Origin of the sequence: Mesorhizobium sp. NFR06 (assembly GCF_900115245.1) — a bacterium.
GTDB lineage: Bacteria > Pseudomonadota > Alphaproteobacteria > Rhizobiales > Rhizobiaceae > Mesorhizobium.
The window spans coordinates 72949-99204 of sequence record NZ_FOVT01000019.1; the positions used below are offsets into that span (position 1 = coordinate 72949).

Below are 26256 nucleotides of genomic sequence, written 5' to 3' on the forward strand. Positions count from 1 at the left end.
ATCTCCTCAATGAGTTTCGAGTAGTTGTTTCAGGAGTGCGGGGCTCATTATCCGTCCAGCGACCCCCTAACAATCGTTGAAGAATGTGAAACAAGCGGTCATGTGAGGCCCAGGCCTCCGTCGACGGCGATCACCTGCCCGGTCACCCACTCGGACGCCGGATCGGCCAGTTGGACGATCCATCTGGCGACGTCGTCCGGCGTGCCGCGTCGTTTGAGCGGTATCTGCTCGCGCTCCGCTTCCTCGATGACCGCAGCATGCTCGGGCGAGAGTCCCATCATGCCCGTCAGCGCTCCCGATTCGGTCGGCCCGGCAGCGAGGGCGTTGACGCGCACGCCCAGAGGCGCGAGCTCGAGCGCCCAGCAGCGGGTCAGATGCTCCAGCGCCGCCTTGCTGGCGGCGTAGTGCGAGAGACCAGCCCCGGGCTTGTGACCGAACGTGCTCGACACGTTGATGATCGCTCCCTTCGCCGCTGTCAGATGCGGAAGCGCTGCCGCTGCCAGCAGGCTTGGGCCGAAGACATTCACGGCAAAGATGTTCATTATCTTCTCAGCAGTAACATCGCCTATAGGCATGAGAGCGCCAGCGCCGGCGTTGTTGACGAGAACATCGAGGCGGCCCCATGTGCCGATTGCCTGCGCAACGGTGCGCGCGGCATCTTCGGGCATCGCAGCGTCGGCGACGAGGCTGACGACGTTTGGGTGCGCAGCGGTTGTTTGCTCCAGCGGTGCCAAGCGGCGTCCTGTGATGATGACTTTCGCGCCTTGCCTGGCAAGGCCGAGCGCGGCTGCGCGGCCGATACCGGAGCTTCCCCCGGTGACGATGACGACTTTGTTATCCAATGCGGACATGATCTTGCTCCTGGTCAGCTTCTTCGCTGGATAGATTTTCTGGTTGATGGGCTTTCGGCGAACGTTCAGGAACAAACGCGGCGACCGGATCGCTCGCCGGGAAGGTCAGTTGCGGCAACTAGGACACGCGGACTCATTATCGCAATGAGTCCGCGCCCTGGTTCCGCGATGAACCCAAAAGCGGTCAGTAATCCCAGAAGGCCGGCACCCAACGAAAGACGTCGCCGTCGACCGCCACCCGGCCGACGGACGGGAACGGCAGATGAGTGGCCACAAGCTGTTCGCCGGTCGCCGCCAGCTCCGTAAGAAGGCGGACACGAACGCGAGCTGCCTCTTCGGGGTCGTGCTCGAAGCCGTTGTACCAGTCGGGGTGATCGAACCCGACCGCGAACACGGCGTCGCCGGCGAATGTCAGGCGATCGCCGCCTGACGCCAGACGGACGACGCTGTGCCCCGGAGTGTGGCCGCCGGTGCGACGGACGACCACTCCTGGTGCCACTTCGTATTGCTCATCGAACTGCCGCAGATGGCTCCGGTACTCTTCCATGAAACGCTTTGCGGTTGCCTTAAGCGCGTCCGGGAAGCCCTGCGGCATGTGGACGTGGGTGAAGTCGGGCGACTCCCAAAATTTGACCTCGGCGGCCGACACGTGGATCTGCAGGTCCGGCCGCAGCCGGTCTTTCACACCGTCGACGAGGAGACCGCCGATGTGGTCCATGTGCAAGTGGGTAAGCACCACGTCGGTCACCGACGCAAGATCGATGCCGGCTGAGTCCAGTCGCTTGACCAGCTGTCCGGCCCGCGGCAAGTTCAAATTCGGGTCCAGCCCCAGCCCAGCGTCGATCAGTATCGTCCGATCGCCGCTGCGTACCAGGACGACATTCAGCGACCAATCGAAAGCATCCGCTGGCAAGAACATGTCGCCCAGCCAGGCGGCCCGAGCGGCTGGGTCGGCGTTGTGTCCCAGCATTTCAGTTGGGAGTGGCAGCACTCCGTCGCTGACCACCAGCACGTCAATCTCGCCGATCCGCACCGCGTAGCGCGATGGAACCAACTCTTCGAGCCCCGCCTTACCGGGGTGTGAGGTGTTATGTAGGCCCATATTCGTCTCCTGCTGATCCGCCGCCTTACACACGGCATCGACGACGCTACTTTGAGGCGTGTTTGCGGTCGATTGGGTCGAGGGAGAGGGCGAGCCATACCACGGTATAGGTCCCGTCATTCAGGTTGCGGAGAGTCGAATAGCCGACGAACTCGTCATGACCCAGCTCGCCGAGCGGTAGCCGCTTCTCAAGCCATCGAAGCGCCGGATGTCGTGGCTGGGATGGTGCCGGCTCTGTTGCTGCCTGCACCATCGCGCGATTGCAAAGTTCTACTCGATCACCTCGTCGGTGCGGCCGAGTAGCGGAAGATGGATCTGCGCATCAGGGCGGACACCGGTGGCGCTGACGACGTCGGACTGGTGAGGTGGCGCCCGAGATTGCAGCGGACACCTTCCGCGCCTCCGCTGGCATTACACATTACGACGAGGGCCGATGCCAGGCCCTAGACAGCGAAAGGGCTGCCGCTCGCACGGTGGCATTGAAGTCGATCACGGCAAGACGTGACGACGTCAAAGGATGCAGTCTGTCGATCAGCATTGCGGCGCCCTCGTCTAATCGATCATGCCGCCGAGCCTTTCGAATGCTCCGGCGGCACGGCTCTGTCCCTGTTCAAACCCGATTCAGAAGTCCTCGACTTCATTTGTCGTAGGGCGTCGTCAGTTCCGTCTCGTCGGTGTCGACGACGAACACGGCGAGGAGCTTGGCAGGTTCGGTTGCGCTGGCATTTTCGCTGACGCCATGACGGTCGCCGGGAAGTTCGGTAAAGCCTTGGCCGGCGTGATAGGTCGTCACCGGCCCATCGTTGACCTTGCTGCGGATCGCGCCTTCGAGGACCGACGCATAGATGAAGGCCGAACTGGGGTGCGTATGTGCCGAGGATGTGCCGCCGGGCTCATACTCGACAAGCACGGCACGCATGCTTTTGCCCGGCACGTTGGGAAGAGGATGGTCGTAGACCAGAGTGACTTTGTCACCATGCGAATCGCCGGCGAACGCACCGGTCGCAACGATACCGGTGAGAACGGCGGCGCGTAGAATGGACCTGATCATTATCTTGCTCCAGTTTGCGGGTTGATGATGGATGGGGTGATCGCCGGCCGAAGCGGGAGGGCGGCCGGCGATCGGGCTCTTGCCTGGGGGATGCAGCTCGAGCCTATGATCTGATGAATGCGAGCAGGTCGGTGTTCACCAATTCGGCATGCGTGGTGCACATGCCGTGCGGCAGGTTCTCATAAGTCTTGAGCAGGCCGTTCTTTAGTAGTTTTGCCGACAGCGGCGCGGAATCCGCAAACGGCACGATCTGATCATCGGTGCCGTGCATGACGAGAGTCGGCACGTCGATCATCTTGAGGTCTTCGGTAAAATCGGTTTCCGAGAATGCCTTGATGCCCTCGTAATGTGCCTTGACGCTGCCCGTCATTCCCTGCCTCCACCAATTCTGGATAACGCCAGGTATGGGTTTTGCGCCCGGCCGGTTGAATCCGTAGAAAGGACCCGAAGGGAAATCGATGTAAAACTGAGCACGATTGCCGGCGAGTGACGTACGCAGTCCATCGAAGACCTCGATCGGAAGTCCGCCGGGAATGCCAGGCGTCTTTACCATGATCGGCGGCACCGCTCCGATAAGAACCAGCTTCGCAGCGCGTCCTTTGCCATGGCGAGCGACGTAGCGGGCAGCTTCTCCTCCTCCCGTGGAGTGTCCGACATGGATGCTGTCCCTGAGCCCGAGATGTTCGACCACCGCGGCCGCGTCGGCGGCGTAGTGGTCCATGTCGTGACCATCGCTCACCTGCGCGGAACGGCCGTGGCCACGCCGGTCATGAGCTATGGTGCGGTAGCCCTTGTTGACGAAGAAGAGCATCTGCGCGTCCCAATCGTCGGCGCTCAGCGGCCATCCATGATGGAAGACGATCGGTTGAGCATCCCTAGGACCCCAGTCCTTGTAGAAGATTTCGGTGCCGTCCTTGGTTGTGATCGTGCTCATGGTCTTTGGTCCTTTGCCTGGTCCGGTAGGGGGAAGGTTTTTCGACCGCTCCGCTTGCGCGGGCACGGCTGTGGACAGGCCGGTCGCAACGGTGGCGACCAGCGCGCCCAGCAAGACGTCTCGGCGCGATGCGCCTGCGGAGGAAGGTAAGTCGTCTTTCATCGGTTCGCTCTTTCGCATTTGAGCGCTGTGGCCGCGCTTCATCGACGATACGCGGCCGCGGCGGATCAGTGTTGCGGGCGCGAGGCGTGGCTGAACCAGTCCTCGAAGCGGATGGCACCGATGCGCGGATGGTCACCGGGGACAAGCGACCGGTCGTCCAATTCCGTGCCGAAGTAGCGAGCGTGAGGGTCCCCGATCACCTTGCGGGGATCGTTCGTCGCCTTCAGGAACCGGGCGACAAGATCGCTCATGCGGACCGGCTCCGGCCCGGCGATCTCGATGACGCCGTTGACCGGGGCGGAGAGCGCCACGTCGGTCATGATGTCGGCGACGTCGTCCGATGCGATCGGCTGAAAATAGGCGGACGGCAAGGTCACGGTATCCCCGACCGTCGCTGATTGTGCGATGCCACCCAGGAATTCGAAGAATTGCGTCGAGTGAACGATGGTGTAGGCAATTCCGGATTCCCGGATCAGCCTCTCCTGCGCCATCTTGGCGCGCAGGTAGCCGCTATCGGGCAGGCGCTCGGCACCTACGATCGAGAGCGCGATATGATGTTTCACTCCGGCCGCCTTTCCGGCGGCGAGGAGGTTGCGACCTGAGGTTTCGAAGAACTCGAGAACGGCCTTGTCTTCAAACGACGGCGAATTTGCCAGGTCGATGACTACCTGAGCTCCGGCCAGAGCATCGGTCAGCCCTTCACCCGTAATGGTGTTGACACCGCTGTTCGGTGAAGCCGGGAGCACTTCATGACCCTTGTTGCGCAGCCGCTCCACTGTCTTCGAGCCGATAAGGCCGGTGCCGCCTATGACGACAATCTTCATCTCCAATCTCCTGTCTTGTGCTGAATTGCGTTGCTGGACGGAACGCCGGCTGCTCAGGGCAGCCGGCTCTTCACCGGACCGAGGCGGCGTCTTCGATGAGCGCGGTGACCTCATGGGGATGCGAAACCATCAGGGCGTGGGACGCACCCTTAATGACCACGGTCTTCGCGGCATGCGCGCGTTCAGCCATGAATTTCATGACCGCCGGCGGGATATTTCGATCGGCCGAGCCATAGATCGCGTAGGACGGAATTGCCTTCCAGGAGGCGGTGCCGGACGGCTCAGCCAGTGCGGCTTTCGCCACCGGGCGCTGGGTCGCCGCCATCAGGTTCGCGTCTGCCGCCGGCACGTCGGCCGCGAACTGCTCGTGAAACTTTTCCGACCGGATGTAGAGATCCTGTCCTCCGTTAGGCTGAGCCACAGGCAGAAGAGCGTTGCCCAGCGTGCTGCCCGGGAACTTGCCCGAAAGCGAGAGGCTGGATTCGCCGGTATCCGGCGCGAAGCCGGCCACATAGACCAGCGCCTTCACGTTCGAATTGCCGCTGGCAGCCTCAGTGATGACCGGCCCGCCATAGGAATGGCCGACCAGCACGACCGGCCCTGAGATCGACCGGACGACGGCCGAAACCGCCGCAGCATCGCCGGAAACGCTGCGAAGCGGATTGGCAGCTGCGATGGCCGTGTAGCCGTCCTTGTTGAGGTCGGCGATGACCGCGTTCCAGCTCGACGACTCTGCGAAGGCGCCATGTACCAGGACGATAATCGGCTTGACCTGCTGTCTCGCGGGCTGCGCCATGGCGTTGCCCGGTACGGCAATCGCCGCAGAGAGCATCAGAATTCTCGTAATCCGTTGCACTTGCCTTCTCCTCTGCAATGGGATGTGACCAGTTGCGGCAGAGGATGCCCCGGGCCGGCGCGCCGAACTATTCTACGGGGGCATCGGTCATCTGATGCGAAGGTCTAGGTCGGATGCATCCGGAGGCCGGGAACTCGCCAGCAAGGATCCGCGCGCCAAGCATCGATCGGTCGGACGATGAGGATAAAATCAAAGGCGCCGGCGCATGACCAAATTGCGAAGCGCCAAGTGGATGGCAAAGACTATTCCGGCTGGTATGGTCGGCCCTCGCTCTCGATCCAATCGATAGCAAATGCCTCTCGATATAACGTCCTTAGAGACAAGGGCCGCTGCCGAACAGACGAGGTTAAAAATGCTGCGAGCGGAGACGAAAGCTGATTCCGCGAGCGAGTCCGCTCGTGACTCATATGCCGAAGCAACCCGCTACGGCCGCCCGACGGAGCGGCCGGCAGCCGGCATCGTCCACGACCTGGCAATCTCATCCAGATCGCGTCCGCGTCGAACCGCATCGCACGGGACCCTGCCGTTTCGGGGGCTCCGGCGATCGAGCCCGTGATCGCCAGCGCCAGGACGGCCCTGCAGCGAGCCGGCGTGCTTGTCCGAGAGACTATCGGCAGAGTTCGTGAACTGCGTCACGAAATTGGGCCTACCGACGTGGGCACCTGCCTGGCTGAAGTCGCGACACTCGTTCGATGCGCATGCGAGCCGCACATCCGGCTGCAGGTCCGCCTCGAACCCAGCCTGCCTCCCGCGAAATGCGATCATATGAGCCTGCAGAATACCGTCTTGAATCTCGTGTTCAACGCGCGCGATGCAATGCCGGATGGCGGTTTGATCTCGATAGGTGCCGCCGCCGCAGTTCAAAGCCATGCCGCTCTTATCGAGTTCCGCGTTGAAGACAGCGGTATCGGAATGACGCAGGAGACGGTGGCCCGTGCCTTCGAGCCATTTTTCACCACGAAAGGCAAAGGCCTGGGCGGTGTCGGCTTGCCAATGGTAAAGCATTTCGCCGAGGCACATGGCGGGCATGTCGAGATTGAAAGCACGCTGGGGTCGGGTACGATCGTGATCTTGCGGTTGCCGGCAGCACCGTCGGGAATCGATGCCGGGCAAAACGATCAACCTGCCCCATCGCCGACCCCGGTCAAGACCGGGTCGCCGCCGTCCCGATGCTCCTTGGTAAGCGACAGACCTTTGACGGGCCATGTCTGGTAGCCCGTCATCGAGGGATCGGTCCGGAACTGCGTCGCAAGATCGGTCATCCGGCTCCAGGACGTATTTTCGGGAAACCAAGCCAGACGGCACCTGCGGAATAGTGGCGCCGGGGTCGCGGAACCATACGGAACGATGCGGGAAGATTTCTGATTCAAGCCCACGAAATAATCAATGAATTCAATAACTTGAACGCATCCTCCGGGCCCACCATTGGCTCCTGCCGCCATTGATTTAACTGCGTTTTCTGGCCTTTTCGTCCCACCTCCTTCCACCCTGTCAAAGAGTGGGACATTTGGTTCTCGTTTGGCCGCGCTTTTGCTCCACCGAGGGCACAATCCCAATCAGATCCGCAAACTGCAGCACGACCTGTCGAGACGTCATCATCTCGCGGCCGGGCGACCACCAGAAATTCACCAGGCTTCTCGGCTTCGGCTTGCAATTCCCTTCCTAGGTAACCTCGGAGCGTTCGAGGAAGAAATCTGCAGCGCGCTTGTCGCTCGCGGAGGCACGCGCTGAAACCAGATTGCGGTCCTCCCGAATCCGTGAGATTCTTCGAAAGCCGCACGGAAATAGCGTGCGAAGAACAAGGCGCCCCGACGATTTCGGCGGGCATCCAAGCGCATCACAGGTCTGCCCCTGATTGTCGGACGGGTTGCTCAATCCCCCAGGGAGGAAGACATGACTGTAAGGCCAGATCCGACTTTTCACGCGACTGCAAAACTCGCAATGCAGGCGCCTGTCGAAAGCTTTGCCTACACTTTGATGTTGAGTGGTGACTTCTCTCAGCCTGATGGACTAGCCATCGTCGACGTAAACCCGAAGTCGAAGGACTACGGCAAGATCGTCCATAGCGTGATCATGCCGAACAAGGGCGACGAGTTTCACCATTTCGGCTGGAACGCCTGCTCTTCGGCGCTTTCGCCGCTGAACGGCCACCCGTTTCTCGAGCGCCGCTTCCTGATCATTCCCGGCATGCGATCTTCGCGCATCTACGTCATTGACACCAAGGGCGGACCGACCAAGGCCAAGATCCACAAGATCATCGAGCCGGAGGAGGTGTTCGCCAAGACGGGCTATTCCAGGCCGCATACGATCCACTGCGGTCCGGAAGGTATCTATGTCTCGACGCTCGGAGGCGGCGGCCCTGACGGCACCGACGGACCTCCCGGCATCTTTGTCATGGATTGCCAGACGTTCGATGTCATCGGGCGCTACGAGATCGATCGCGGGCCGCAGGATAAGCAGTATGATTTCTGGTGGAACCTGCCGCGCGACTACATGGTGTCGAGCGAGTGGGCCCTTCCGCCCCAGTTCGAGCAGGGCATCGTGCCTGAAGACCTCCTGTCGAACAAATACGGACACCGGGTGCATTTCTGGAATTTGCGCGAACGCAGGAACGTGCAGACCATCGATCTGGGCGCCAACCACCAGATGGCGCTGGAAGTCCGCCCCGCCCATGACCCGGTCAAGGAATACGGTTTCATCGGAGTGGTCGTCGACACGACAAACCTCGAGGGATCGATCTGGACATGGTGGCGCGAGGGCGGCAAATTCCATTGCGAAAAGACGGCGACCATCCCGCCCGAGGCAGCCGCCAAGGATGACCTGCCGCCGCTGCTGCAGGGCTTCGAGGCAGTCCCGCCGCTGGTAACCGACATCGACCTGTCGCTCGATGACCGCTTCCTCTACGTGTCCTGCTGGGGCACTGGCGAGATGCGCCAATATGATGTGAGCGATCCGATGAGGCCCAGGCTTGCAGGGTCCGTCCATATTGGCGGCATCACGCGCAAGACCAGGCATCCGGGTGGCGACTACAGGGGCGGACCGCAGATGGTCGAGATCAGCCGCGACGGCAAGCGCGTCTACTGGACCAACTCGCTCTATTCGACCTGGGACGGCCAGTTCTATCCCGATGGCATCCCGGCAGCCATGGTCAAGGCCGATGTCGGCGAGAACGGCGGGATCACGCTGGACAAGGACTTCTATGTCGAGTTCCCCAAGGGCTATCGCTCGCACCAGATTCGTCTGGAGGGTGGCGATTGCTCGACGGATTCATTCTGCTACCCGTCGGTGTAGTCGACTGCCCGGGCCGATGAAGCGATGAACGAGTGGACGACGGCCGGCCTCTGGCTGGCCGTCATTGCCAGTGGCATTTATCACGGTGTCAGTCCCGGCATGGGCTGGCCGTTGGCCGTCTCGGCCGGGCTGTTTGCCAGACGTGCCGGCGACTTGTTCCGGGCGCTCGGCCTTCTGGCGACGGGACACTTTGTAGCAATGATCGCTGTCCTGCTGCCCTTCGGCGCGATGCTGACGCTGATGGTCTGGCAACGACAGATCCGCATCGCCGCGGGGTTGATCGTGATCGCCGCCGGGATCTATCTCCTGGTCAACCGGCGCCACCCGCGTGTTCTTGCCCGGATCCCGCCGGCGCAACTGGCCTTGTGGTCCTTCGCGGCCGCCACAGCGCATGGCGCCGGGCTGATGCTGGTGCCGATTTATCTGGGCCTGTGTCAGGCAGGCGACCTCGATGTTGGACACCAGGCGGCTGCCGCGCTCGTGACCGGCAACCTGATCACCGCAACCGCCGTCTCCGTCGTCCATACGGCGGCCATGATTGTCAGCGGTGGCGTTATCGCCATTGCCGTCTATCGATGGCTCGGGCCCAAGTTCATCTCACAAAGCTGGTTCAATCTCGACATTGTGTGGGCGCTAAGCCTGGTCCTGGTCGGCGGAATCGGGATCGCGAGTACCGGATACGACCCGTGAGATGTGCCCATTCGGCAATGCAACTCTCGCTTTCCGCGAATGCCTGGTAAGGGCCGCTCGCTGGGTAAGCGCCGGGTGCAGTTTTCACGGCTTTTCTCGCTGCACATCGCCTCGGGGCCATACTTCGCTTTGGTGGCCAATTAGCTGAAAAACCAGCGCTACCCCCGAGGGGCATTGCGTTCTGCCAATCCTGCGAATATGCTTGTTGTACGATCGTTCAACAAGCATATTCGCGAAGTCCAAATGCGCTGCAATCCACGTTACGAAATCCTATTTGAACCGGTCAGGATCGGCCCTGTCACCGCGCCGAACCGGTTCTATCAGACGCCACATGCCACCGGCATGGGCCATCAGAAGCCCCAGAGCGGTGCCGCCTTGCGCGGCATCAAGGCCGAGGGCGGCTGGGGCGTGGTTTCGACCGAGTATTGCTCGATTCATCCTAGTTCAGACGATTCGCCGTTCGGCTTCCTGACGTTGTGGGACGAGGACGATGTCCGCGATCTGGCGCGCACCGCCGACGCCATCCACGCGCATGGCAGCCTGGCGGCGGTCGAACTGTGGCATGGCGGCGCCCATACCAATAACCGGCTGACGCGAGAGCAGTTGCTCGCGCCTTCGGCGCAGCCTGCGAAATTCGTCCAGCCCGGTGGCGCCCGCGCCATGGACCGACAGGACATCAACGATTTCCGCCGCTGGCAGCGCCAAGCGGCTATCCGCGCGCGCCGGGCCGGATTCGACATCGTCTATTGCTATGCCGGACACGACTACCTGCCGTTCCAGTTCCTGTCGCGGCGCACCAATCGCCGCACCGACGAGTATGGAGGCACACTCGAAAACCGCGTGCGACTATTGCGTGAGATGATCGAGGACACCAAAGAGGCCGTCGGGGACTCATGCGCAGTGGCGGTGCGACTGGCGGTCGACGAACTGCACGGGCCGCACGGCATCACCCATGAAGGCGAAGGCCGAGATGTCGTCGAAATGCTGGCCGAAGTACCCGACCTCTGGGACGTCAATATTGCCGGTTCGCTCGGCAATGATTCAAAATCGTCGCGCTTCAGCTCGGAAGGTTTTCAAGAAGATTATGTCGGCTTCGTCAAGCGGCTGACGACCAAACCGGTGGTCAGCGTGGGCCGCTTCACTTCGCCGGACACGATGGCCGACCAGATCCGGCGCGGCGTCCAGGATTTTATTGGCGCCGCTAGGCCGTCGATCGCCGACCCCTTCCTGCCGAAGAAGGTGTTCGAGGGACGTGAGGACGAAATCCGCGAATGCATCGGCTGCAACATCTGCCGCGCGGCCAACAATGAAAGTGTCCCACTGCGCTGCACCCAGAACCCGACGGTCGGCGAGGAGTGGCGGCGCGGCTGGCATCCCGAACAGGTCGATGCCAAGCGCTCGGAAGCGCGCGTGCTGGTGGTCGGTGCTGGCCCGGCCGGGCTCGAATGCGCCTTGACGCTCGGGCGGCGCGGTTATGGGGTGATGCTCGCCGAAGCGGCCAACACGCTCGGCGGTCGCGTCTCGCGGGAAGCAACACTACCCGGGCTGGGGGCGTGGGCACGGGTGCGCGACCATCGCCTGCATATGCTCACCAAGCAAGCGCGGGTCGAGATATATCCGGGCAGCCGGCTTGGCGCCGAAGATGTGTTGTCACTCGGCGTGGACCATGTCGTCTTGGCGACCGGCAGTTCGTGGCGCCGTGACGGCGTCGGCGCGAGCATCGAGATGCCAGTCGATTTTCCAGCGTCCCCGTCGATCCTGACGCCCGACGACATTTTCGCCGGCGCCGCGGTCATCGGCCCGGTACTTGTCTATGACGACGAGCATTATTTCATGGGCGGAGCGCTTGCGGAAAAGCTTCGTCTTGCCGGCCACAAAGTGACCATCGTGACACCGCTGCCGGTGGTGTCGAGCTGGACACAGATGACCGACGAGCAGTTTTTTGTGCAGAAGCAGCTGATGGAGGTCGGCATCGATCTGCTTTTGTCGCACAGCCTGACCTCGGCCACTGACGGCATCGCCGAATTTGCCTGCGCCTACACCGGCCGCGTCACGTGGCGCGAGTTCGGCACGCTTGTGCTGGTGACCGGGCGTATCGCCGATCAGGCACTGTTCGACGCGCTTTGCGCAACGACGGGCTCGGGAGAAAGCTTCCCCTCGATCACGCGCATCGGCGACTGCCTCGCTCCGTCCTCGATCGCCGACGCAGTGCATTCCGGCCACAAATTCGCGCGGTGTCTCGATCAGCCGACAGAGGCAACGATGCCGCTGCGCGAGCGACCGTTCTATTCGACAGGAGCCAAACCATGGAACGCATTGCAGCACGTCGCAGACCCGGTCGTCCCCAGCGCGAAATCGGCGGCATCGCGCAGCGCCCTTGGCAACAGTTGACGCGGCCCTACGCGCCGATCGAGATCCTCTCGGCCGACCAGGTGCAGTCGATCCACGAAATGGGCCTCACCATCCTCGAGGAGATCGGCATGCGGGTGCTGCAGCCGCGGGCGCGCCAGCTCTATCGCGCCGCCGGCGCCGAGGTCGATGAGAGCGAGATGCGGGTGCGCTTCGACCGCGCCATGGTGATGGAGCGAGTCGCCATGGCGCCGTCATCATTCGAACTGCGCGCCCGAAACCCCGAGAAGAACGTCAAGGTCGGCGGGCGGCACTGCATCCTGTCGTCGGTCGGCGGGCCGGCCTATGTCATGGACAATGATCGCGGCCGCCGCCCCGGCACCTATGCCGAGATGTGCGACTACCTGAAGCTCATCCAGTCGTTCAACGTGCTGCATCAGGAAGGCGGCGGGCCATTCGAGCCGCTCGACCTGCACCAGAACACCCGCCACCTCGACCTCTACTATGCCGAGATCACTCTGCTCGACAAAAACTGGCAGCCGCAGGCGCTCGGTCATGGACGCGCCATCGACGCGATGGAGATGGTGGCGATTTCGCTCGGCACGACGCGCGAAAATCTGGCGCGGGAGACGCCGGTGTTCACCGGCATCATCAACACCAATTCACCGCTGCAGCTCGACGAGCCGATGGTCGAAGGGCTGATCGCGCTGGCCGAGCACGGCCAGGTTAATGTCATCACACCCTTTACGCTCGCTGGCGCGATGAGCCCGGTTACACTTGCCGGCGCGTTGTCGCAGCAGCACGCCGAGGCGCTGGCCGGCATCGTGCTGACGCAGATCGTTCGTCCCGGCGTGCCGGTGATGTATGGCGGCTTCACCTCCAATGTCGACATGAAGACCGGCGCGCCGGCCTTCGGCACGCCCGAATACACGCAGGCCGCGCAGATCACCGGCCAGCTCTGCCGGCTGATCGGCGTGCCGTTCCGCTCCAGCAACGTCACCGCCGCCAATTCCGTCGATGCGCAGGCCGCCTATGAGAGCGCCATGTCCTTGTGGGGTTGCCTGATGGGCGGCGCCAATCTGGTGCTGCACGCGGCCGGCTGGCTCGGCGGCGGGCTGACCGCATCGTTCGAGAAATTGGTCATCGACGCCGAGATGCTGCAGATGATGTCGGCCTATTTCGACCCGCCGGTCGTCGACATCGACACGCTGGCGCTGGAGGCGGTGCGCGAGGTCGGCCCGGCCGGGCATTTCTTCGGTGCGGCACACACCATGCAGCGTTACGAACGCGCCTTCTATTCGCCGCTGGTGTCGAATTGGGACAACTACGACACCTGGATCGAGCGCGGCCAGGTCACCGCGCGCGAACGCGCCAATGTGATCTGGAAGCGCATGGTCGCCGAATATGAGCAGCCGCCGATCGATCCCGGCATCGACGAGGCGCTGCGCGACTATATGGAACGGCGGAAACGCGAAGGCGGTTGCCCGTTGAACTGAGGGGGCAACCTTCGAAGAACAAGCGGGCGGGACTGGCCGGGGGCAATCCCCTGGAAAATATCCCAGCCTCGTCGCCAGTCGCTACATGCCCGACCGCTCGGCGGCGGCCGCGTATCCGACATCGCAATGCGCATGCCGGGCCTGACGACGGCGGGATCGTGGCTCTTGCGGGCGAACACTTCCCGCACCAGCGGCGCGAAGAAGTTCAGTGGCCGTGTCGGATAATCCGGATCGAAGCTCGACTGGTCCCATTTCTCGCAGAACTCGGCGCAGTCGTCGAAATAGGCGTTGTCCCTGAACGCATCCCGCTTGTGCGGGTTCGCACCGACATGCTCGCCATAGTAGATCAGCTGGAAATCGCCATGCTTTTCCACCACCCAGGCGCATTGCTCGCGCACGAAGGGACGCAGGATGGCGGCCGCGTATTCGTCGTGATTGTAGGGCGCGTAGATGTCGCCGATGTCATGCAGCAGCGCCGACACCACCCAGTCGATGTCGGCACCGGCATTCCAGGCGCGCGTGGCGGCCTGCAGCGAATGGCCGAGCCGCGTCACCTTGTAGCCCGATAGCGATTTGTCGAGTTCGATCATCGCCGCCAGCAGCCGGTCGGCCGTGCCGGCCGCATATTCGGTCTCATGTTCGGTCAGGAAGGCATAGTCCTCGCGGTCGCCATCCTTCATCTGGGTGAACTTCACGGTTTCCATTGTCGAAACTCCAAAATCGGTCAGCGGCGCATTTCGAGATAGATGTCGTCGCCGTCGACATGAACGGGAAAGGTGCGCGCCCTGAGCTTCTCGTCGACAAGGCATTTGCCGGACCGGATGTCGAACTCCCATCCGTGCCAGGCGCAGCGAATGAGCTCTCCGGCGCGCTCATAGACGAATTCTGTCTTGTCCGTTTGGCGATTGGTGCCCGACACCGGCCCCTCGCATAGATGGCCTGCCCGATGTGGGCAGATGTTGAGCAGCGCGGCATAGCCATCCTCAAGCTGGAATATGCCGACGCGGATGCGGCCGATGGTGACGATCCTGGGCTTGCCGACAGCGACCTCCGCGGCCTTGCAGGCAAAGGTCAGCGCCGGAGCGGTTGCGGCGGCGCTCATCAGGCGACCCTCGCGGCCGCCGCCGGAGCCTCGATGCGCTTGTAGACCTCCAGCGCATTCAGCCCCATCACCTTGTCGCGCCATGCCGGTGGGATGTGCAGGTTAGTCGGCGCGTCGAAGTCCCAGTGCGGATAGTCGGAGGCGAAAAGCAGCGTGTTCTGGCCGTCCATGTGCTCCAGCGTTTCCCACAGATGCCTGACGTTCTGGGGTTGCTCCAACGGCTGGGTGCTGAAGCGGATGTTGCGGCGGCAATATTCCGACGGCAGCATCTTCAGCCACGGCGTCTCCTTGCGCAGCGCCTTGAAGTTGGCATCGAGCCGCCACATCAGCGAAGGCACCCACGACACGCCGCACTCGATGACGACGAAATAGAGGTCGGGATATTTTTCGAACACGCCGTTGGAGATCATGCTGACCACATGGGTCATCGCCGGCTGGCTGAGCAAGGCGTGCGTCTCCCAATAGTAGGCGGTCGGGCCGCTGGCGACCGCGTTGTGGTTGACGCCGCCCTGGCCGCCGAAATGGATGGCGAAGGGCAGTCCGACGTCGGCGCAGGCTTCGTGGATCGGATTGTAGAACGGATCGCCATAGGGGCGCTGCGAGCCGTGGCTCGCCAGAACCTGGACGATGTCCTTGTGGCTGCCGAGGCGCCGGATCTCGGCCGCGGCGCCATGGGGATCGGTCGGCGAAATGATGATCGATCCCTTGAAGCGGCTATCCTTCGGCAGCCACCAGTCGATCATGTAGTCGTTGTAGGCTTTCACCAGCGCGTTGGCGTAGTGGTAGTTGGCCAGCGTCGAGGCTTCCAACGGCTCGTCCGCGGTGAGGATCGCCACATCGATGTCATAGAGATCGAGGTGCTTCTCCTTCATGATCAGGTAATTGTCGTCCTCGCTCTCCGGGCGGATGTCGTGCCGCGAGAACCCTTCCGGGTGCAGCCACGGACGGTGACCATGCGGGAAGCTTCCCCTCGGCCCGGGCTTCTCGCCGCGCACCAGGAAATCGCGCCAGTAGGGTTCGAGATAGGGCAGCAGCACCTCGGCGCTGGACCAGTAATTGTGAACGTCGGTGTCGACGATGAACATGGATGTCTTGCCTGCCATTGGGTGGGATGAAAGTTACGGCAAACGTGCGCTTCCAAGGCAGGGCCGGCAACGCAGCCAGCGGCGGGACGTTAATCGAAGAATCCGATTACCCGTTGTCGGACCGGCCCGAGAAGCGTTAACCATGAGAGAATTGCTGGCGCTGGATGGCCGACATGCAGATCGAACTCTTGGACACGTTCCTGGACCTGATCGAAACCCGCAACTTCAACAGGACGGCGGAGCGCCTTGGCATCACCCAGTCAACCGTTTCGAGCCGCATCCGCACGCTCGAGACACTGCTGGACAAGCAGCTCTTCATCCGCGGCAAGAGCGGCACGGAGCCGACCGTCGCCGGCCTGAGGTTCGAGGAGCATGCGCGCGCGGTCAGGCTGCGCTGGCTCGACGCTCGCCGCGAAATCCAGGCGGTCGGCCAGTTCGACCGGCTGATCCGCATCGGCATCCAGTTCGAGCTTTACGAACGCGTGCTGGAAGGATGGCTGGAATGGGTGCGGGCGACGATGCCCAAACTGGCGATCTACGTCGAGATCGACTACTCCAACCAGATGATCCTCGATCTCACCACCGGCAGTCTCGATCTGGCGGTGCTCTATTCGCCGCAGCACCTGCCGGACATGCATTACGAGCAGATCGCCGAGGAGAATTTCGTCATGGTATCGACGCGCGGCCTTAGCTTCGGCGCGGTCACGCCGGCCGACTATATCCGGGCCAACTACTCGGCCTTCTTCAACCGGGCCCACAGGCAGATGCTGCCGGAGCTTGAGAACACCCCGGTCTCGACCGGAAATGGCGGCGCTGTCGCCTATCTGCTGCGGAGCCGGGGCGGGACCGCTTTCGTCACCGAGACGGTGGCGACCAGATTGCGGCAGGAGGGTGTGGCGGAGTTCGTCGCCGATGCGCCGAAGATTTCACATCCCATCTATTCGGCCGTTCATGTCAGGCACCATCATTCCCACACCCATGTTCGCCTGCTCAAGGCGCTCAAGCAGATGACCGCATAGCCGCTGTCCAAGAAGCAAGAAAGGCAGCCTTACTCGGCAAGGTGCGAAGCAGCGCTGCCCTCGCATTCAACTGTCCCGCAGCGGTCCGACCTGCGCTTCGAGCATCTCGAACCCCGCCGCCTCCGCCGCCTGCGGCGTCACCACGCTTTCATCGAGGCACCATTCGAGCCACAGCCCGTCGACCAGGGCGATGAAATTGCGCGCCAGCGCGGGAGCGTCGACCTGCTTGTCGCGCTGCACGGCAACCGCCGCGATATCCTCGGCAAGTTCCGCGCGGTAGGCGTCGTAGAGCTCGCGATGCGCCTCCTTGAGCCGCGGGTTGACAGCGATCTCACCCCACAAGGACAGCCAGATCAGCAGGTTCTCGCGGCTGAAGTACTCCGGCGCGAAGTTGGACTGCACCAGGGCAGCCAGCGCGGCCTCAGGGGGCCAGTCGGATGTCTCGGCGCGGCGGCGTTTGGCTTCGGCGATCTGGTTGTTGACGCTGGCGTAGAGCGAGGATTTGTAGACCTCGACCAGCAATCCATCGAGGCTTTCGAAGTGATGGTTGATGAGGCCGCGCGAGACGCCGGCCTCCTTGCAGATTCTGTCGATGGTGAAGGCGCCGATGCCGCCGACCGATAGGCAGCGCGCCGCAGCCTCGATCAGCATGGAGCGGCGTACGTCCGCCTGTTCGCGGCTGAAGCGCGGCGGAGCCTTCTTTGCACCGCCTTTTCTTTTTGCGCCTTCCGGCTGGGCTTCCGTCATGGAGCCCAGCTAATCGATTGTGCCCTTGCTGTCCACGGCAGCGTTCAGGCCTTCTTCCTGAACAGCACCGGATTGGGATGGCCGTCGGGATAGATGACCGGCTCGAAGTCAGCCTTGTGGATGGCCACCAGCGGCTGGTGGCAAATGAAGACGAATCCGCCGGACTGCTCCATCAGGTCCTCCATGCGGTTGGACAAGGCGATACGCTTGGCCTCGTCGCTTTCCGCCACCAGTTGCTGGTAGCTCGTCTCGAATTCGGGACTGTCGAAGCCGGACCAGTTGTAGGCGCCGATCTGCTCGGGACGGAACCAGACCAGGTTCTCTGATGGATCGATGCCGCCGGCGAAGTCCATCAGCGCCAGGTCGATGTTCTTGTAGCCATCGCCTTGCGTCTTGTCGCCGACACCCCAGAAGGCGGCTTCATCGTAGGGCTGGATCTCGACCTTGATGCCGGCCTGCGCAAGACTGGCCTGGATGATCTGAGCTGTCGCGCTGCGGATGGAGTCGTTCATCACAGTCAGGGTCAGCGACAGGTCGCTGACGCCGGCGTCGGCAAGCAGCGCGGCCGATTTCTCATAGTCGGGTGCCGCGATCAGATTGCTGGCGCGCGCGAATTTGGTGCCGGGCTGGACGACGCCGGTGGAGCGCTTAGTGAGATCGTCGTAGACGCCGGTCAGGATCTGGCCGACGTCAACGCCATACTGCACGGCCTGGCGGACTTTCAGGTCCTTGAGGCGCGGGCTCAGCATGTTGATGGTCAGCCAGACGTAACGGGTCGACTGGGCTTCGATCAGGTTTGTGCCCGCGGGCGGCTTCGCCTTGACGGCCTTGGTCGCCGATATGGCGATCTTGGTGTAGTCGAAGGCGTCCGCTTCGTAAGCGAGCTGGGCCGCCTGGTCGTCGGTGACGACATAGATTTCGACCTTGCCGAAATCCGGCTTTGGTCCCCGCCAGTCCGGGTTGGCGATCAGCGTCACCTTCTGCTTCTGCTGCCAGTCACTGAAGAGATAGGGCCCGCATGTCGCCGGCGGCTGGGTGGTGAACTTACCGCCCGCTTTCTCGGTGCCGGCGCGGCTGATGATGTGGCCGCCGTAATAGGGCAAGCTGGTGACGAAGATCGGCTGGAAGGGTTCCTTCAGGTGGATGATGCCGGACCTGGCATCGACAACCTCGACACGATCGAGCTTCTCGAACTGGTAGGCCCACGGAGATGAAAGGCTCTTGTCGGCGATGCGCTCGAACGAGAACTTGACGTCGTCCGCGGTGACCGGGCCGAAGCCGCCGGACCATTTCAGCCCGTCGATCAAGGTGAAAGAAATGGTCTTGGCGTCCTTCTGCTCGAGCTTTTCCGCGCCCCACAACTGCCAGGGCGACCCTTGCCTGATATCGCCGAAATGGTTCAGCGAGACATAGATGCCGCGCATCATGACATCCTCAATGCCACCGTTCATGAAGGCGGGGTCGAGGCACTGAAGGTCGCCTTCCATGCGGATGCGCAGCATGTCGCCGGCGGCCGACCAGGCAAAGCCTGGCGTCATCGCAAGGCCGGCTCCCAGAACCCCGGCCGTTTTCAGGAATGCGCGTCTGTCCATGGTCCATTGCGTCATGTCAGTTTCCCCTTTGGTTTGCGGAAACGCGTGAGAAGGCTTCCCGCTCTTGCCCGCCTGATGTCAGCGGGAAATGGCAGCGCACCATCCGGCCGGCGCCCATCGGCTTATAGGCCGGTCGCTCGATCCTGCAGCGACCCTGCGCGACTGGGCAGCGCGTGTGGAACTCGCAGCCCGAGGGCCGGCGAAATACGCTCGGAATCTCGCCGCTGACGGCCGGGTTCTGGCTGCGTCGGCGCGGATCGGGTATCGGCTCGGACTGGATCAGTGTCGCGGTGTAGGGATGCATCGGCGCGGAAAACACAGCTTGCGTCGGCCCGGTCTCGACCAGCCGGCCGAGATACATGATGGCGAGCCGGTCGCTGACGTGGCGGATCATTGCCAGATTGTGGGTGACGATCATGGCAGCGAAGCCGAGCTCGCGCTTGAGCTCGCCGATGAGGTTCAGCACGTCGCCCTGTACAGACACATCGAGCCCGGCGGTCGGTTCGTCGGCAAGCAGGAGATGCGGCTTCATCGCGAGGGCACGCGCAACGCCGACGCGGCGTGCCTGTCCGCCCGACAGCTCATGCGGAAAGCGGTCGACGAAGGACGAGGGCAGACCGACCTGTGCCAGCAGTGTCCGGGCTGCTGCGCGGCGGTCCGACATCGGCAGCCCTTGAATGATTAGCGGTTCGGTGAGCAGCGTGCCGACGCGCAGACGCGGGCTAAGCGACGCCACGGGATCCTGGAACACCATCGCCGAGCGCCGGCGCATGGCGCGGAAATCGGCCGCCGTTGCGATATCGCTGCCTTCGAAGACGATACGGCCGGCAGCCGCGCGCATCAGTCCGAGGATGGTTCGAGCCAGCGTCGTCTTGCCGGAACCGGATTCGCCCACCAGCCCGAGCGTCTCCCCTGGCATCAGCGACAGCGTCACGCCGTCTATGATGTTGACGCTCGGCAGAGGAAACGGATTGATCAAGCGGTCGAGCAAGCCGCCGCGAACGAAGCTGACCGACAGATCTTCGACGGCAAGCAGCGGACTCATGGCATCACCGCATGGCAGCGCGCGACGTGGGCGGTCGCGAGTTTCACCAGCGGCGGCGCGATCGTCGTGCATGGCGCGAAGGCGCGGTCGCAGCGCGGGGCATAAACACATCCCTGCGGCGGCTGGGTCAGGCTCGGCAGCGAGCCAGGAATGGTCGGCAGCCTGTCCAGCCTTTCATGGAAGCGGGCGGGATCGCAGGCGAGCAGCGCTTGGGTATAGGGATGGCGCGCATCGTGGAAGATCGCGTCGACTTCGCCGCCCTCGACCACCTCGCCGGCATACATGACATAGACCCGGTCGCAGAGCTCCGCGATGACGCCGAGATGGTGAGAGATGACTATGATGATGCCGCTGTATTCGCGTCGGAGTTCGCGCAGCAGATGGATGATCTGCGCCTCCGTGGTGACATCGAGCGCCGTCGTCGGTTCGTCGGCGATGAGCAGGCCCGGATCGGTCAGCAAGGCGGCTGCGATGGCGACGCGCTGGCGCATACCGCCGGACAGTTCATGCGGGTAGCTCTGCATCCGCCGTTCGGCATCGGCGATGCCGACGCGGCCAAGCATGGCGGCAATGCGCGCCCGCTTCTGCGCCCGGCCAAGATCCTTGCGGTGGTGCTGGAAGTCGACGAGCTGGTCGCCGATGGTCAGCACCGGGTTGAACGCCGTCATCGGGTCCTGGCCGACCAACGCGATCTCGTCGCCGCGCAGCAGGCGCTGGCAGTGGGCGTCGAGCTTCGCCAGATCGACCCCGTCGTAGCGGATCGATCCGTCGATGCGGGCGTTGGCCGGTAGAAGATTGGCCAGTGCGGTGACGAGCGTGGACTTGCCACAGCCGCTCTCGCCGACAATGCCGATCACCTCGCCGGGATGCGCCTCGATGTCGACATGGCGCAGGGCGTGCACGGTGCCATGCGGCGTCTCATAGCGGACGCTGAGATCGCTGGCCGCTAGCGAACCTGTCATGCCGGCCTCCGCAGTTGCAGGCGCGGATCGAGATAGTCGCGCAGACCCTCGCCAAGGAAGGTGAAGCCGAGCGTGGCCAGCACCAGCGGCAGGCCACCGAAGATGACCATAAAGGGCGCGGAGCGGATCGAGGTGTAGCCGTCATAGAGTATCGAACCCCAGGACGGCGTCGGCGGACGCACGCCAAAGCCAAGGAAACTCAGGCCAGCCTCGACCATGATGACGACCGGGATGTCCATCGACAAAAGGATGATCAGCGGGCCGACGACGTTGGGCAGAAGATGGATGAAGATGATGCGCGAAGCACTCGCGTCGAGCAGGCGCTCGGCAAGGATGTAGTCGCTGTTCTTCAGCGCCAGCGTCTGGGCCCGGATCAGCCTGGCATAGCTCGGAAAGGAGGTCGCCGCGATGACGATGATCAGCGTGCCGGTTCCGGCGCCGAGCACGGTGATGATGGCGAGCGCGAACATGATCATCGGCAGCGAGTTGAGGCTGTCGAAGCTCAGCACCAGAATGGCGTCGAGCCAGCGCGGACCGTAGCCGGCGATCAGCCCGAGCAACAACCCGATGACGCCGGCGATGGCCACCGACACCATGGCGATGGTGAGCGCCGTGCGCGCGCCGTAGATGACGCGCGACAGAAGATCGCGGCCGAGATGATCGGTGCCGAACCAGTGGTCTGCCGATGGCGGCTGCAGCTTGTGCAGCACGTCGATCTTGACCGGCGAATAGGGTGCCAGCAACGGCGCGAAGATCGCGGTGACGAGGAAGCCAGCGACCAGGATCAGCGCCACGCGGGTGAACGGATCAGCAAGCAGCGCACGCAGCAGGACAAGCCGTTGTCGATCATGCGTGGGTAAAGACGCCTCAGCCACGGAAGACATCGCGCACCCTTGGATCAAGCCGCGCGATCAACAGATCGGCGGCTATGGTGATGGAGACGTAGATGGCGGTCATGATCAGCACCGTGCCCATGACCACCGGATAGTTGCGCGTGTTGACGGCGTCGGTGATCAGCTTGCCGATGCCGGGTCGAGCAAACACCGCCTCGACGAAGACGGCGCTGGACAGGATGCTGCCCAGGCCGACGGCGACCAGCGAGATGGTCGGGATGATGGCGATGCGCAGGGCGTATTTGGAGACGATCTTCCACTCCGGCAGGCCGAAGGAGCGCGCGGTGCGGATGTGCGGCTCGCCCATCACCTCCATCATCGAGGCGCGCACCATGCGGGCGATGTAGCCGATCCAGCCGAGCGCGATCGCCGCGGCCGGCATGACCAGCGCCTTGACCTGGCTGATGAAGTCGCCCGCCTCGCCGGCTCCGATGGCCGGCAGCCAGCGCAGCGTGACGGCAAAGACCAGCAGCGAATAGATGGCGACGACGAAGGACGGCACGGCGATGACACCGACCGAGAGCACGCCGATGACGGCATCGGCCGCCGTGCCGCGCCGCATCACCGACAGGCAGCCGAGCGGCACGCCGATCAGGAGCGCGACGGCAAGCGCGGTCAGGCCGAGGATGAGCGTGTTCGGCAGCGCCTCCAGGACCAAAGTGGAAACGGGCCGGTTCGACCAGACGTCGTAACCGAGATTGCCGGTCAGAGCATTGCGGAAGAATTCGACGATCTGCCACCAGACTGGCTGGTCGAGCCCCATGCGCTCGATCAGCAGCCGCTTCAGTTCCGGCGTGGCGCGCGGACCGAGTGCCACGGTCGCCGGATCGCCCGGAACCAGGAAGACGGCCGCATACATGGCGACCATGACGAGGATGAGGATCAGGAGGCCGAGACCGATGCGCTTCACCGCATATGCAAGCATTGGTCTGCCTCTCTCCTCAGGCGAAATCGCGCCTGATGCGCCGGGTTGCCGAGGCGCTGTGGACAAGCGTGCCCCGTTCCCGGGCCTCCAGACGCCAACTCAGATTGAAATGGGTTTCATCCGATGTCAGTTCGGTCACCGCCGTCGCTTCGGTGTCGGCATCGCCACTGGCAATCGCCCAGCGATATTCGGTGACGAGTTTCGCCGACAGCGGGTCGGCGGCGTGAATGCTCATCGTGTCGCTGTTGGCCGAGGAGACGGTGATGGCGCGATCGTCATAGTGCCGGCTTCCATGGTCGGAGGTCAGCGCGATGGTCTGCGCGCCTGAGCCGACGTCGTCGGTGACGATGCGGCTGTCGAAGCCCTCGTTCAAGATCGTGGTGGGGATCGGCGGCGCGGTTTCGGCGGGCCCGAAGCGGACGTCGCGGTCGCGCGGCGAAGAAGGGCGAACCGGAAGCATTACCGTGCTGTCGCCGCTCGCGACCGATAGCGTCGACAGTTTCGGCTGCGGCCACAGGATCGGCCAGTGCTGGTTGGCCAGCGCCAGCCGGATGCGGTGTCCCTTGGGTACAGTGCGGGCGAAATCGTTAAGCCTCAGCCGTACATGGAAAGGCGTTCCGACCGGACACGGCGTGGGATGTTCATGACTGTCGCGGTGGCTGAGATTGAGCACGCCATAGGTCATCAGGGCCGAAGTGCCATCCGAATAAACATCGCAGAGCCGTGCGGCGAGATTGACATGCGGCTGGTCGACGGTGACGAGCAGATCGAGCTCTGGTGCGCCAAGGAAGGCCAGGTCATCGTCGAGTGGCAAAGTGTCGAAGCACAGCGCCATGCCGTCCTCGCGGCGCTGGTCGATGGGCATATCGGGACAGGAGCCGCCATAGCCGCCCCAGCGGCCGCAGTCGCGGCCGGCGGTGGCGGGGGAGCATACCGAAAGCAGGGCGCCCGGTTCCGGCTCGTTGCCCAGCCCGGCGGCGTTCAGATACAGAGCGCGGCGCTCGATGCGGGGCGACGGCCACTGATCCTCGGCGGCCCAGCTGCCGGCATGATCAGGCAGATAGAAAGGCTGCGGCCGCTCCTCGCCGGTGAGCCAGACGCGGTATAAGGGTTCGTCCATAATGCCGGTGTCTTCGCCGCGGAGCCAGTGACGCCACCAGCGCAGAGCTTCCTGCAGATAGCCGATCAGCGGCCCGGGCGCGCCGCGGCAGGGATAGGTGTGCGACCACGGCCCGACGATACCGAGCTTTGGCCCCGGCAAATGCTCAAGCAGTCGCGGCACGAAATTCGAATAGCTGTCCTCCCAGCCACAGACGGCCATGACAGCGCATTCGATCGCGGAAAAATCCTCGCAAACAGAGCCCTGCCGCCAATAGTCGTCACGGCGCTGATGCGCGAGCCATACTTCCGAAAGTGAGCTCGTCGCCGCGAGCCGGCTCATCCACATATCGCGCCAGGCGTCGCCGACGATCTGCGGGTCGGGCGCCATCGCCTTCTTCACCAGCATGAAGTTCGACCACATTTCCTGCTCGGTCAGCAGCGCGCCGCCCATATAGTGGATGTCGTCGGCATAGCGGTCGTCGGTGGCGCAGTTGGCGATGATGGCCTTCAAGGCCGGCGGCCGCCGCGCCGCGACCTGCAGCGCGTTGAAGCCGCCCCAGGAGATGCCGGTCATGCCGACATTGCCGTTGCACCACGATTGCGCCGCCAGATGGGCGATGATCTCGCAGCCGTCTTCCTGCTCGCGCGGCAGATATTCGTCTGCGAGATCGCCGCCCGAATCGCCGCTGCCGCGAATATCGATACGGGCGCAAGCTATGCCATGCCCGGCGAGCCAAGGGTTGATATCGATATCACGCGCAACGGTGCCGTCACGGCGTCGGTAAGGCACCATCTCGACGACGACAGGCACCTTGGCGTCGGTCCGCGGGCGCCAAAGCGTTACGGCGATACGGGTGCCGTCGGCCAGCTTGATCCAGAGCGGATCGACTGTCTCCACGGGAAAGGGAAATTCGGTTCGCACCACGGCAGGGATCTACAAAATTCTCTTGTTGAACGACCGTACAACAAGAGAATCTGCGACGCAATCCTGTTTGTGCACTATTGTCGCTTGGGCATGGATTTCGCGGTGCCCGTGGGGCACGTCATGATCCCGCCAACGGCGCGAACTTCATCATGCTCAGGAACCAGAAGATGCACGGCATGGCGCAGGCCGTCGCCTGCTGCGGGCTGCGTCTGCAGATGAGTTCGACATAAGTTGCTCGCGCGCATTCAGACCAGCAGAACTTTGCCTTCGCCAGCAGACTTTGCCGCGTGTTCGATTGCGGCGCCGAACTGTTCCAGCCCGTAGCGGGCGACGATGGGCAGCTTGCCTGGATGTTCGGCAAGCAGCGCCCAACATTCCCGTGTCGCCTTCGCGAGGGTCTCCCTGCCACCGTTGCGCTGCCATGCGCTGATCGCGAAACCCTGCCACCGCAGCGACTTGTAGAGCAGGGTGGAGGCCTTAACTTCAACCGGCCGGTCGTCCAGAACGCCGTACGAGAACAGCGTTCCTCCCTGAGCAATCCGTTCGATGAGCGCGAGTGTGTCGGGGCCGCCGACCGAATCGAGCACCAGGTGATAGGGCTCCACCTCGCTCAGGGCTTCCGCAATGCTGGCGCCGAGCCCGATAGCTCTATCGTCAGCATCAAGAAGACGGTAGCCCGCACCCTCGCGCACGAGGCGTTCGACAGTCATCCCTCGCGTGCGTGCCAAATGATCGGCGACGGCGGCAACCGCGGAGCGCGCCGCGGTGAGCAGAACACGATGGCCGGGCACCGCCGGAGCCTGGTCCAGCATGCCCCAGGCGGTTAGCGGATTGAGCGGAAACTGACACACCATTTCGTCAGCCAGACGGCCGGAGAGTTCAGTGGGTACAGCATGCACGTGTTCGACCGCAACGGCAGCATATTCGGCCCATGCACCGGGGCTGCGAAATGCCACACGACACCCAATCTCGATCTCGCGGACTTCGGCACCGACTTGTTCGACGATGCCGGCACCGTCGTATCCGGCAACCTGCGGATAGACGGGCTTCGTGCCGTATTTGCCGGCGATGAAGAGCCAGTCGGCCGGCTGGATCACACGGGCGGTAACGCGCAGCAGGACCTGCCGAGGGCCGCACGCGGGTTTCGGCACCTCCCTGTAGTGAAGAACATCTTCGGCCGCGCCGGCCTGATCGAACACAATCGCCTTCACAAGGGCCTCCCTTTGGCAAATTCCGCGACAACCTAGGCGCGGC

At 63.2% G+C, this 26256-nt stretch carries 23 protein-coding genes and 1 pseudogene; 6 read left to right on the plus strand and 18 right to left on the minus strand.

What is annotated here, in order from left to right:
• Positions 1-98 precede the first annotated feature (98 nt).
• From F3H96_RS25840 to F3H96_RS25865, 6 genes are all read right to left on the minus strand, one after another.
• Positions 99-926, minus strand: coding sequence for an SDR family oxidoreductase (locus tag F3H96_RS25840; protein ID WP_244620156.1), 828 nt, complete (start codon positions 924-926; stop codon positions 99-101).
• Positions 927-1035: 109 nt separating this feature from the next.
• Complete coding sequence (locus F3H96_RS25845) at positions 1036-1953, minus strand: MBL fold metallo-hydrolase (RefSeq protein WP_188131534.1); 918 nt, start codon at positions 1951-1953, stop codon at positions 1036-1038.
• Between the two features lie 637 nt (positions 1954-2590).
• A complete protein-coding gene (locus F3H96_RS25850; protein ID WP_149804495.1) occupies positions 2591-3004 on the minus strand; it encodes a cupin domain-containing protein in 414 nt (137 codons plus the stop codon).
• Positions 3005-3107: 103 nt separating this feature from the next.
• Entirely contained in the window at positions 3108-4100 is a 993-nt protein-coding gene (locus F3H96_RS25855; RefSeq protein ID WP_149804496.1) for an alpha/beta fold hydrolase, read from the minus strand.
• Between the two features lie 65 nt (positions 4101-4165).
• Positions 4166-4924: an SDR family oxidoreductase gene (locus F3H96_RS25860; protein ID WP_149804497.1), complete on the minus strand. Its 759-nt coding sequence runs from the start codon at positions 4922-4924 to the stop codon at positions 4166-4168.
• A gap of 70 nt (positions 4925-4994) precedes the next feature.
• Positions 4995-5762: an alpha/beta hydrolase gene (locus F3H96_RS25865; RefSeq protein WP_210248173.1), complete on the minus strand. Its 768-nt coding sequence runs from the start codon at positions 5760-5762 to the stop codon at positions 4995-4997.
• Between the two features lie 783 nt (positions 5763-6545).
• Between F3H96_RS25865 and F3H96_RS31335 the strand changes: the two genes are divergently transcribed.
• Entirely contained in the window at positions 6546-6995 is a 450-nt protein-coding gene (locus F3H96_RS31335; protein WP_244620157.1) for an ATP-binding protein, read from the plus strand.
• A gap of 151 nt (positions 6996-7146) precedes the next feature.
• On the opposite strand, the gene F3H96_RS30725 is transcribed toward F3H96_RS31335, so the two are convergent.
• Positions 7147-7434, minus strand: a complete 288-nt coding sequence (locus F3H96_RS30725; protein ID WP_188131535.1) for a hypothetical protein — start codon at positions 7432-7434, stop codon at positions 7147-7149.
• Between the two features lie 239 nt (positions 7435-7673).
• Between F3H96_RS30725 and F3H96_RS25880 the strand changes: the two genes are divergently transcribed.
• From F3H96_RS25880 to F3H96_RS25895, 4 genes are all read left to right on the plus strand, one after another.
• Positions 7674-9071 (plus strand): selenium-binding protein SBP56-related protein, encoded by a 1398-nt coding sequence (locus tag F3H96_RS25880; protein ID WP_149804500.1) that lies wholly within the window; start codon positions 7674-7676, stop codon positions 9069-9071.
• Between the two features lie 24 nt (positions 9072-9095).
• Positions 9096-9761, plus strand: coding sequence for a hypothetical protein (locus F3H96_RS25885; RefSeq protein ID WP_149804501.1), 666 nt, complete (start codon positions 9096-9098; stop codon positions 9759-9761).
• A 243-nt stretch (positions 9762-10004) separates the two neighbouring features.
• On the plus strand, positions 10005-12152 hold the full coding sequence (locus F3H96_RS25890; protein ID WP_149804502.1) for an FAD-dependent oxidoreductase: 2148 nt from the start codon (positions 10005-10007) through the stop codon (positions 12150-12152).
• Positions 12068-13606 carry a trimethylamine methyltransferase family protein gene (locus F3H96_RS25895; protein ID WP_149804503.1) on the plus strand — a complete coding sequence of 513 codons (1539 nt, stop codon included), beginning with the start codon at positions 12068-12070 and terminating at the stop codon, positions 13604-13606. Before F3H96_RS25890 ends, F3H96_RS25895 begins: the two co-directional genes overlap by 85 nt.
• 113 nt (positions 13607-13719) lie before the next feature.
• Here F3H96_RS25895 and F3H96_RS25900 read toward each other — a convergent pair.
• From F3H96_RS25900 to F3H96_RS25910, 3 genes and pseudogenes are all read right to left on the minus strand, one after another.
• Positions 13720-14310: pseudogene (locus F3H96_RS25900) on the minus strand (HD domain-containing protein); the annotation flags it as partial.
• A gap of 20 nt (positions 14311-14330) precedes the next feature.
• Positions 14331-14708, minus strand: a complete 378-nt coding sequence (locus F3H96_RS25905) for a Rieske (2Fe-2S) protein (protein WP_149804504.1) — start codon at positions 14706-14708, stop codon at positions 14331-14333.
• Entirely contained in the window at positions 14708-15793 is a 1086-nt protein-coding gene (locus F3H96_RS25910) for an amidohydrolase family protein (protein ID WP_149804505.1), read from the minus strand. The genes F3H96_RS25905 and F3H96_RS25910 overlap by 1 nt, the downstream gene beginning before the upstream one ends.
• A gap of 173 nt (positions 15794-15966) precedes the next feature.
• Here F3H96_RS25910 and F3H96_RS25915 point away from each other — a divergent pair, with 173 nt between their 5' ends.
• Entirely contained in the window at positions 15967-16812 is an 846-nt protein-coding gene (locus F3H96_RS25915) for a LysR family transcriptional regulator (protein ID WP_149804506.1), read from the plus strand.
• Between the two features lie 66 nt (positions 16813-16878).
• Here the strand turns inward: F3H96_RS25915 and F3H96_RS25920 are convergent, their stop codons facing one another.
• The 8 genes from F3H96_RS25920 to F3H96_RS25955 all read right to left on the minus strand — a co-directional run bounded on the left by F3H96_RS25920 (position 16879) and on the right by F3H96_RS25955 (position 26213).
• Entirely contained in the window at positions 16879-17559 is a 681-nt protein-coding gene (locus F3H96_RS25920; protein ID WP_149804507.1) for a TetR family transcriptional regulator C-terminal domain-containing protein, read from the minus strand.
• 44 nt (positions 17560-17603) lie between these two features.
• Positions 17604-19166: an ABC transporter substrate-binding protein gene (locus tag F3H96_RS25925; protein ID WP_149804508.1), complete on the minus strand. Its 1563-nt coding sequence runs from the start codon at positions 19164-19166 to the stop codon at positions 17604-17606.
• Position 19167: 1 nt separating this feature from the next.
• The gene (locus F3H96_RS25930; protein WP_149804509.1) at positions 19168-20196 is read right to left on the minus strand and encodes an ABC transporter ATP-binding protein; all 1029 of its coding nucleotides are present in this window, start codon (positions 20194-20196) and stop codon (positions 19168-19170) included.
• Positions 20193-21158, minus strand: a complete 966-nt coding sequence (locus F3H96_RS25935) for an ABC transporter ATP-binding protein (protein WP_149804510.1) — start codon at positions 21156-21158, stop codon at positions 20193-20195. The genes F3H96_RS25930 and F3H96_RS25935 overlap by 4 nt, the downstream gene beginning before the upstream one ends.
• The gene (locus F3H96_RS25940; protein WP_149804511.1) at positions 21155-22042 is read right to left on the minus strand and encodes an ABC transporter permease; all 888 of its coding nucleotides are present in this window, start codon (positions 22040-22042) and stop codon (positions 21155-21157) included. Before F3H96_RS25940 ends, F3H96_RS25935 begins: the two co-directional genes overlap by 4 nt.
• A complete protein-coding gene (locus F3H96_RS25945) occupies positions 22026-22976 on the minus strand; it encodes an ABC transporter permease (RefSeq protein WP_149804512.1) in 951 nt (316 codons plus the stop codon). The genes F3H96_RS25940 and F3H96_RS25945 overlap by 17 nt, the downstream gene beginning before the upstream one ends.
• A 16-nt stretch (positions 22977-22992) precedes the next feature.
• Positions 22993-25002, minus strand: a complete 2010-nt coding sequence (locus F3H96_RS25950; RefSeq protein ID WP_149804513.1) for a CocE/NonD family hydrolase — start codon at positions 25000-25002, stop codon at positions 22993-22995.
• Between the two features lie 245 nt (positions 25003-25247).
• On the minus strand, positions 25248-26213 hold the full coding sequence (locus tag F3H96_RS25955) for a zinc-binding dehydrogenase (protein WP_188131536.1): 966 nt from the start codon (positions 26211-26213) through the stop codon (positions 25248-25250).
• Positions 26214-26256: the final 43 nt, after the last annotated feature.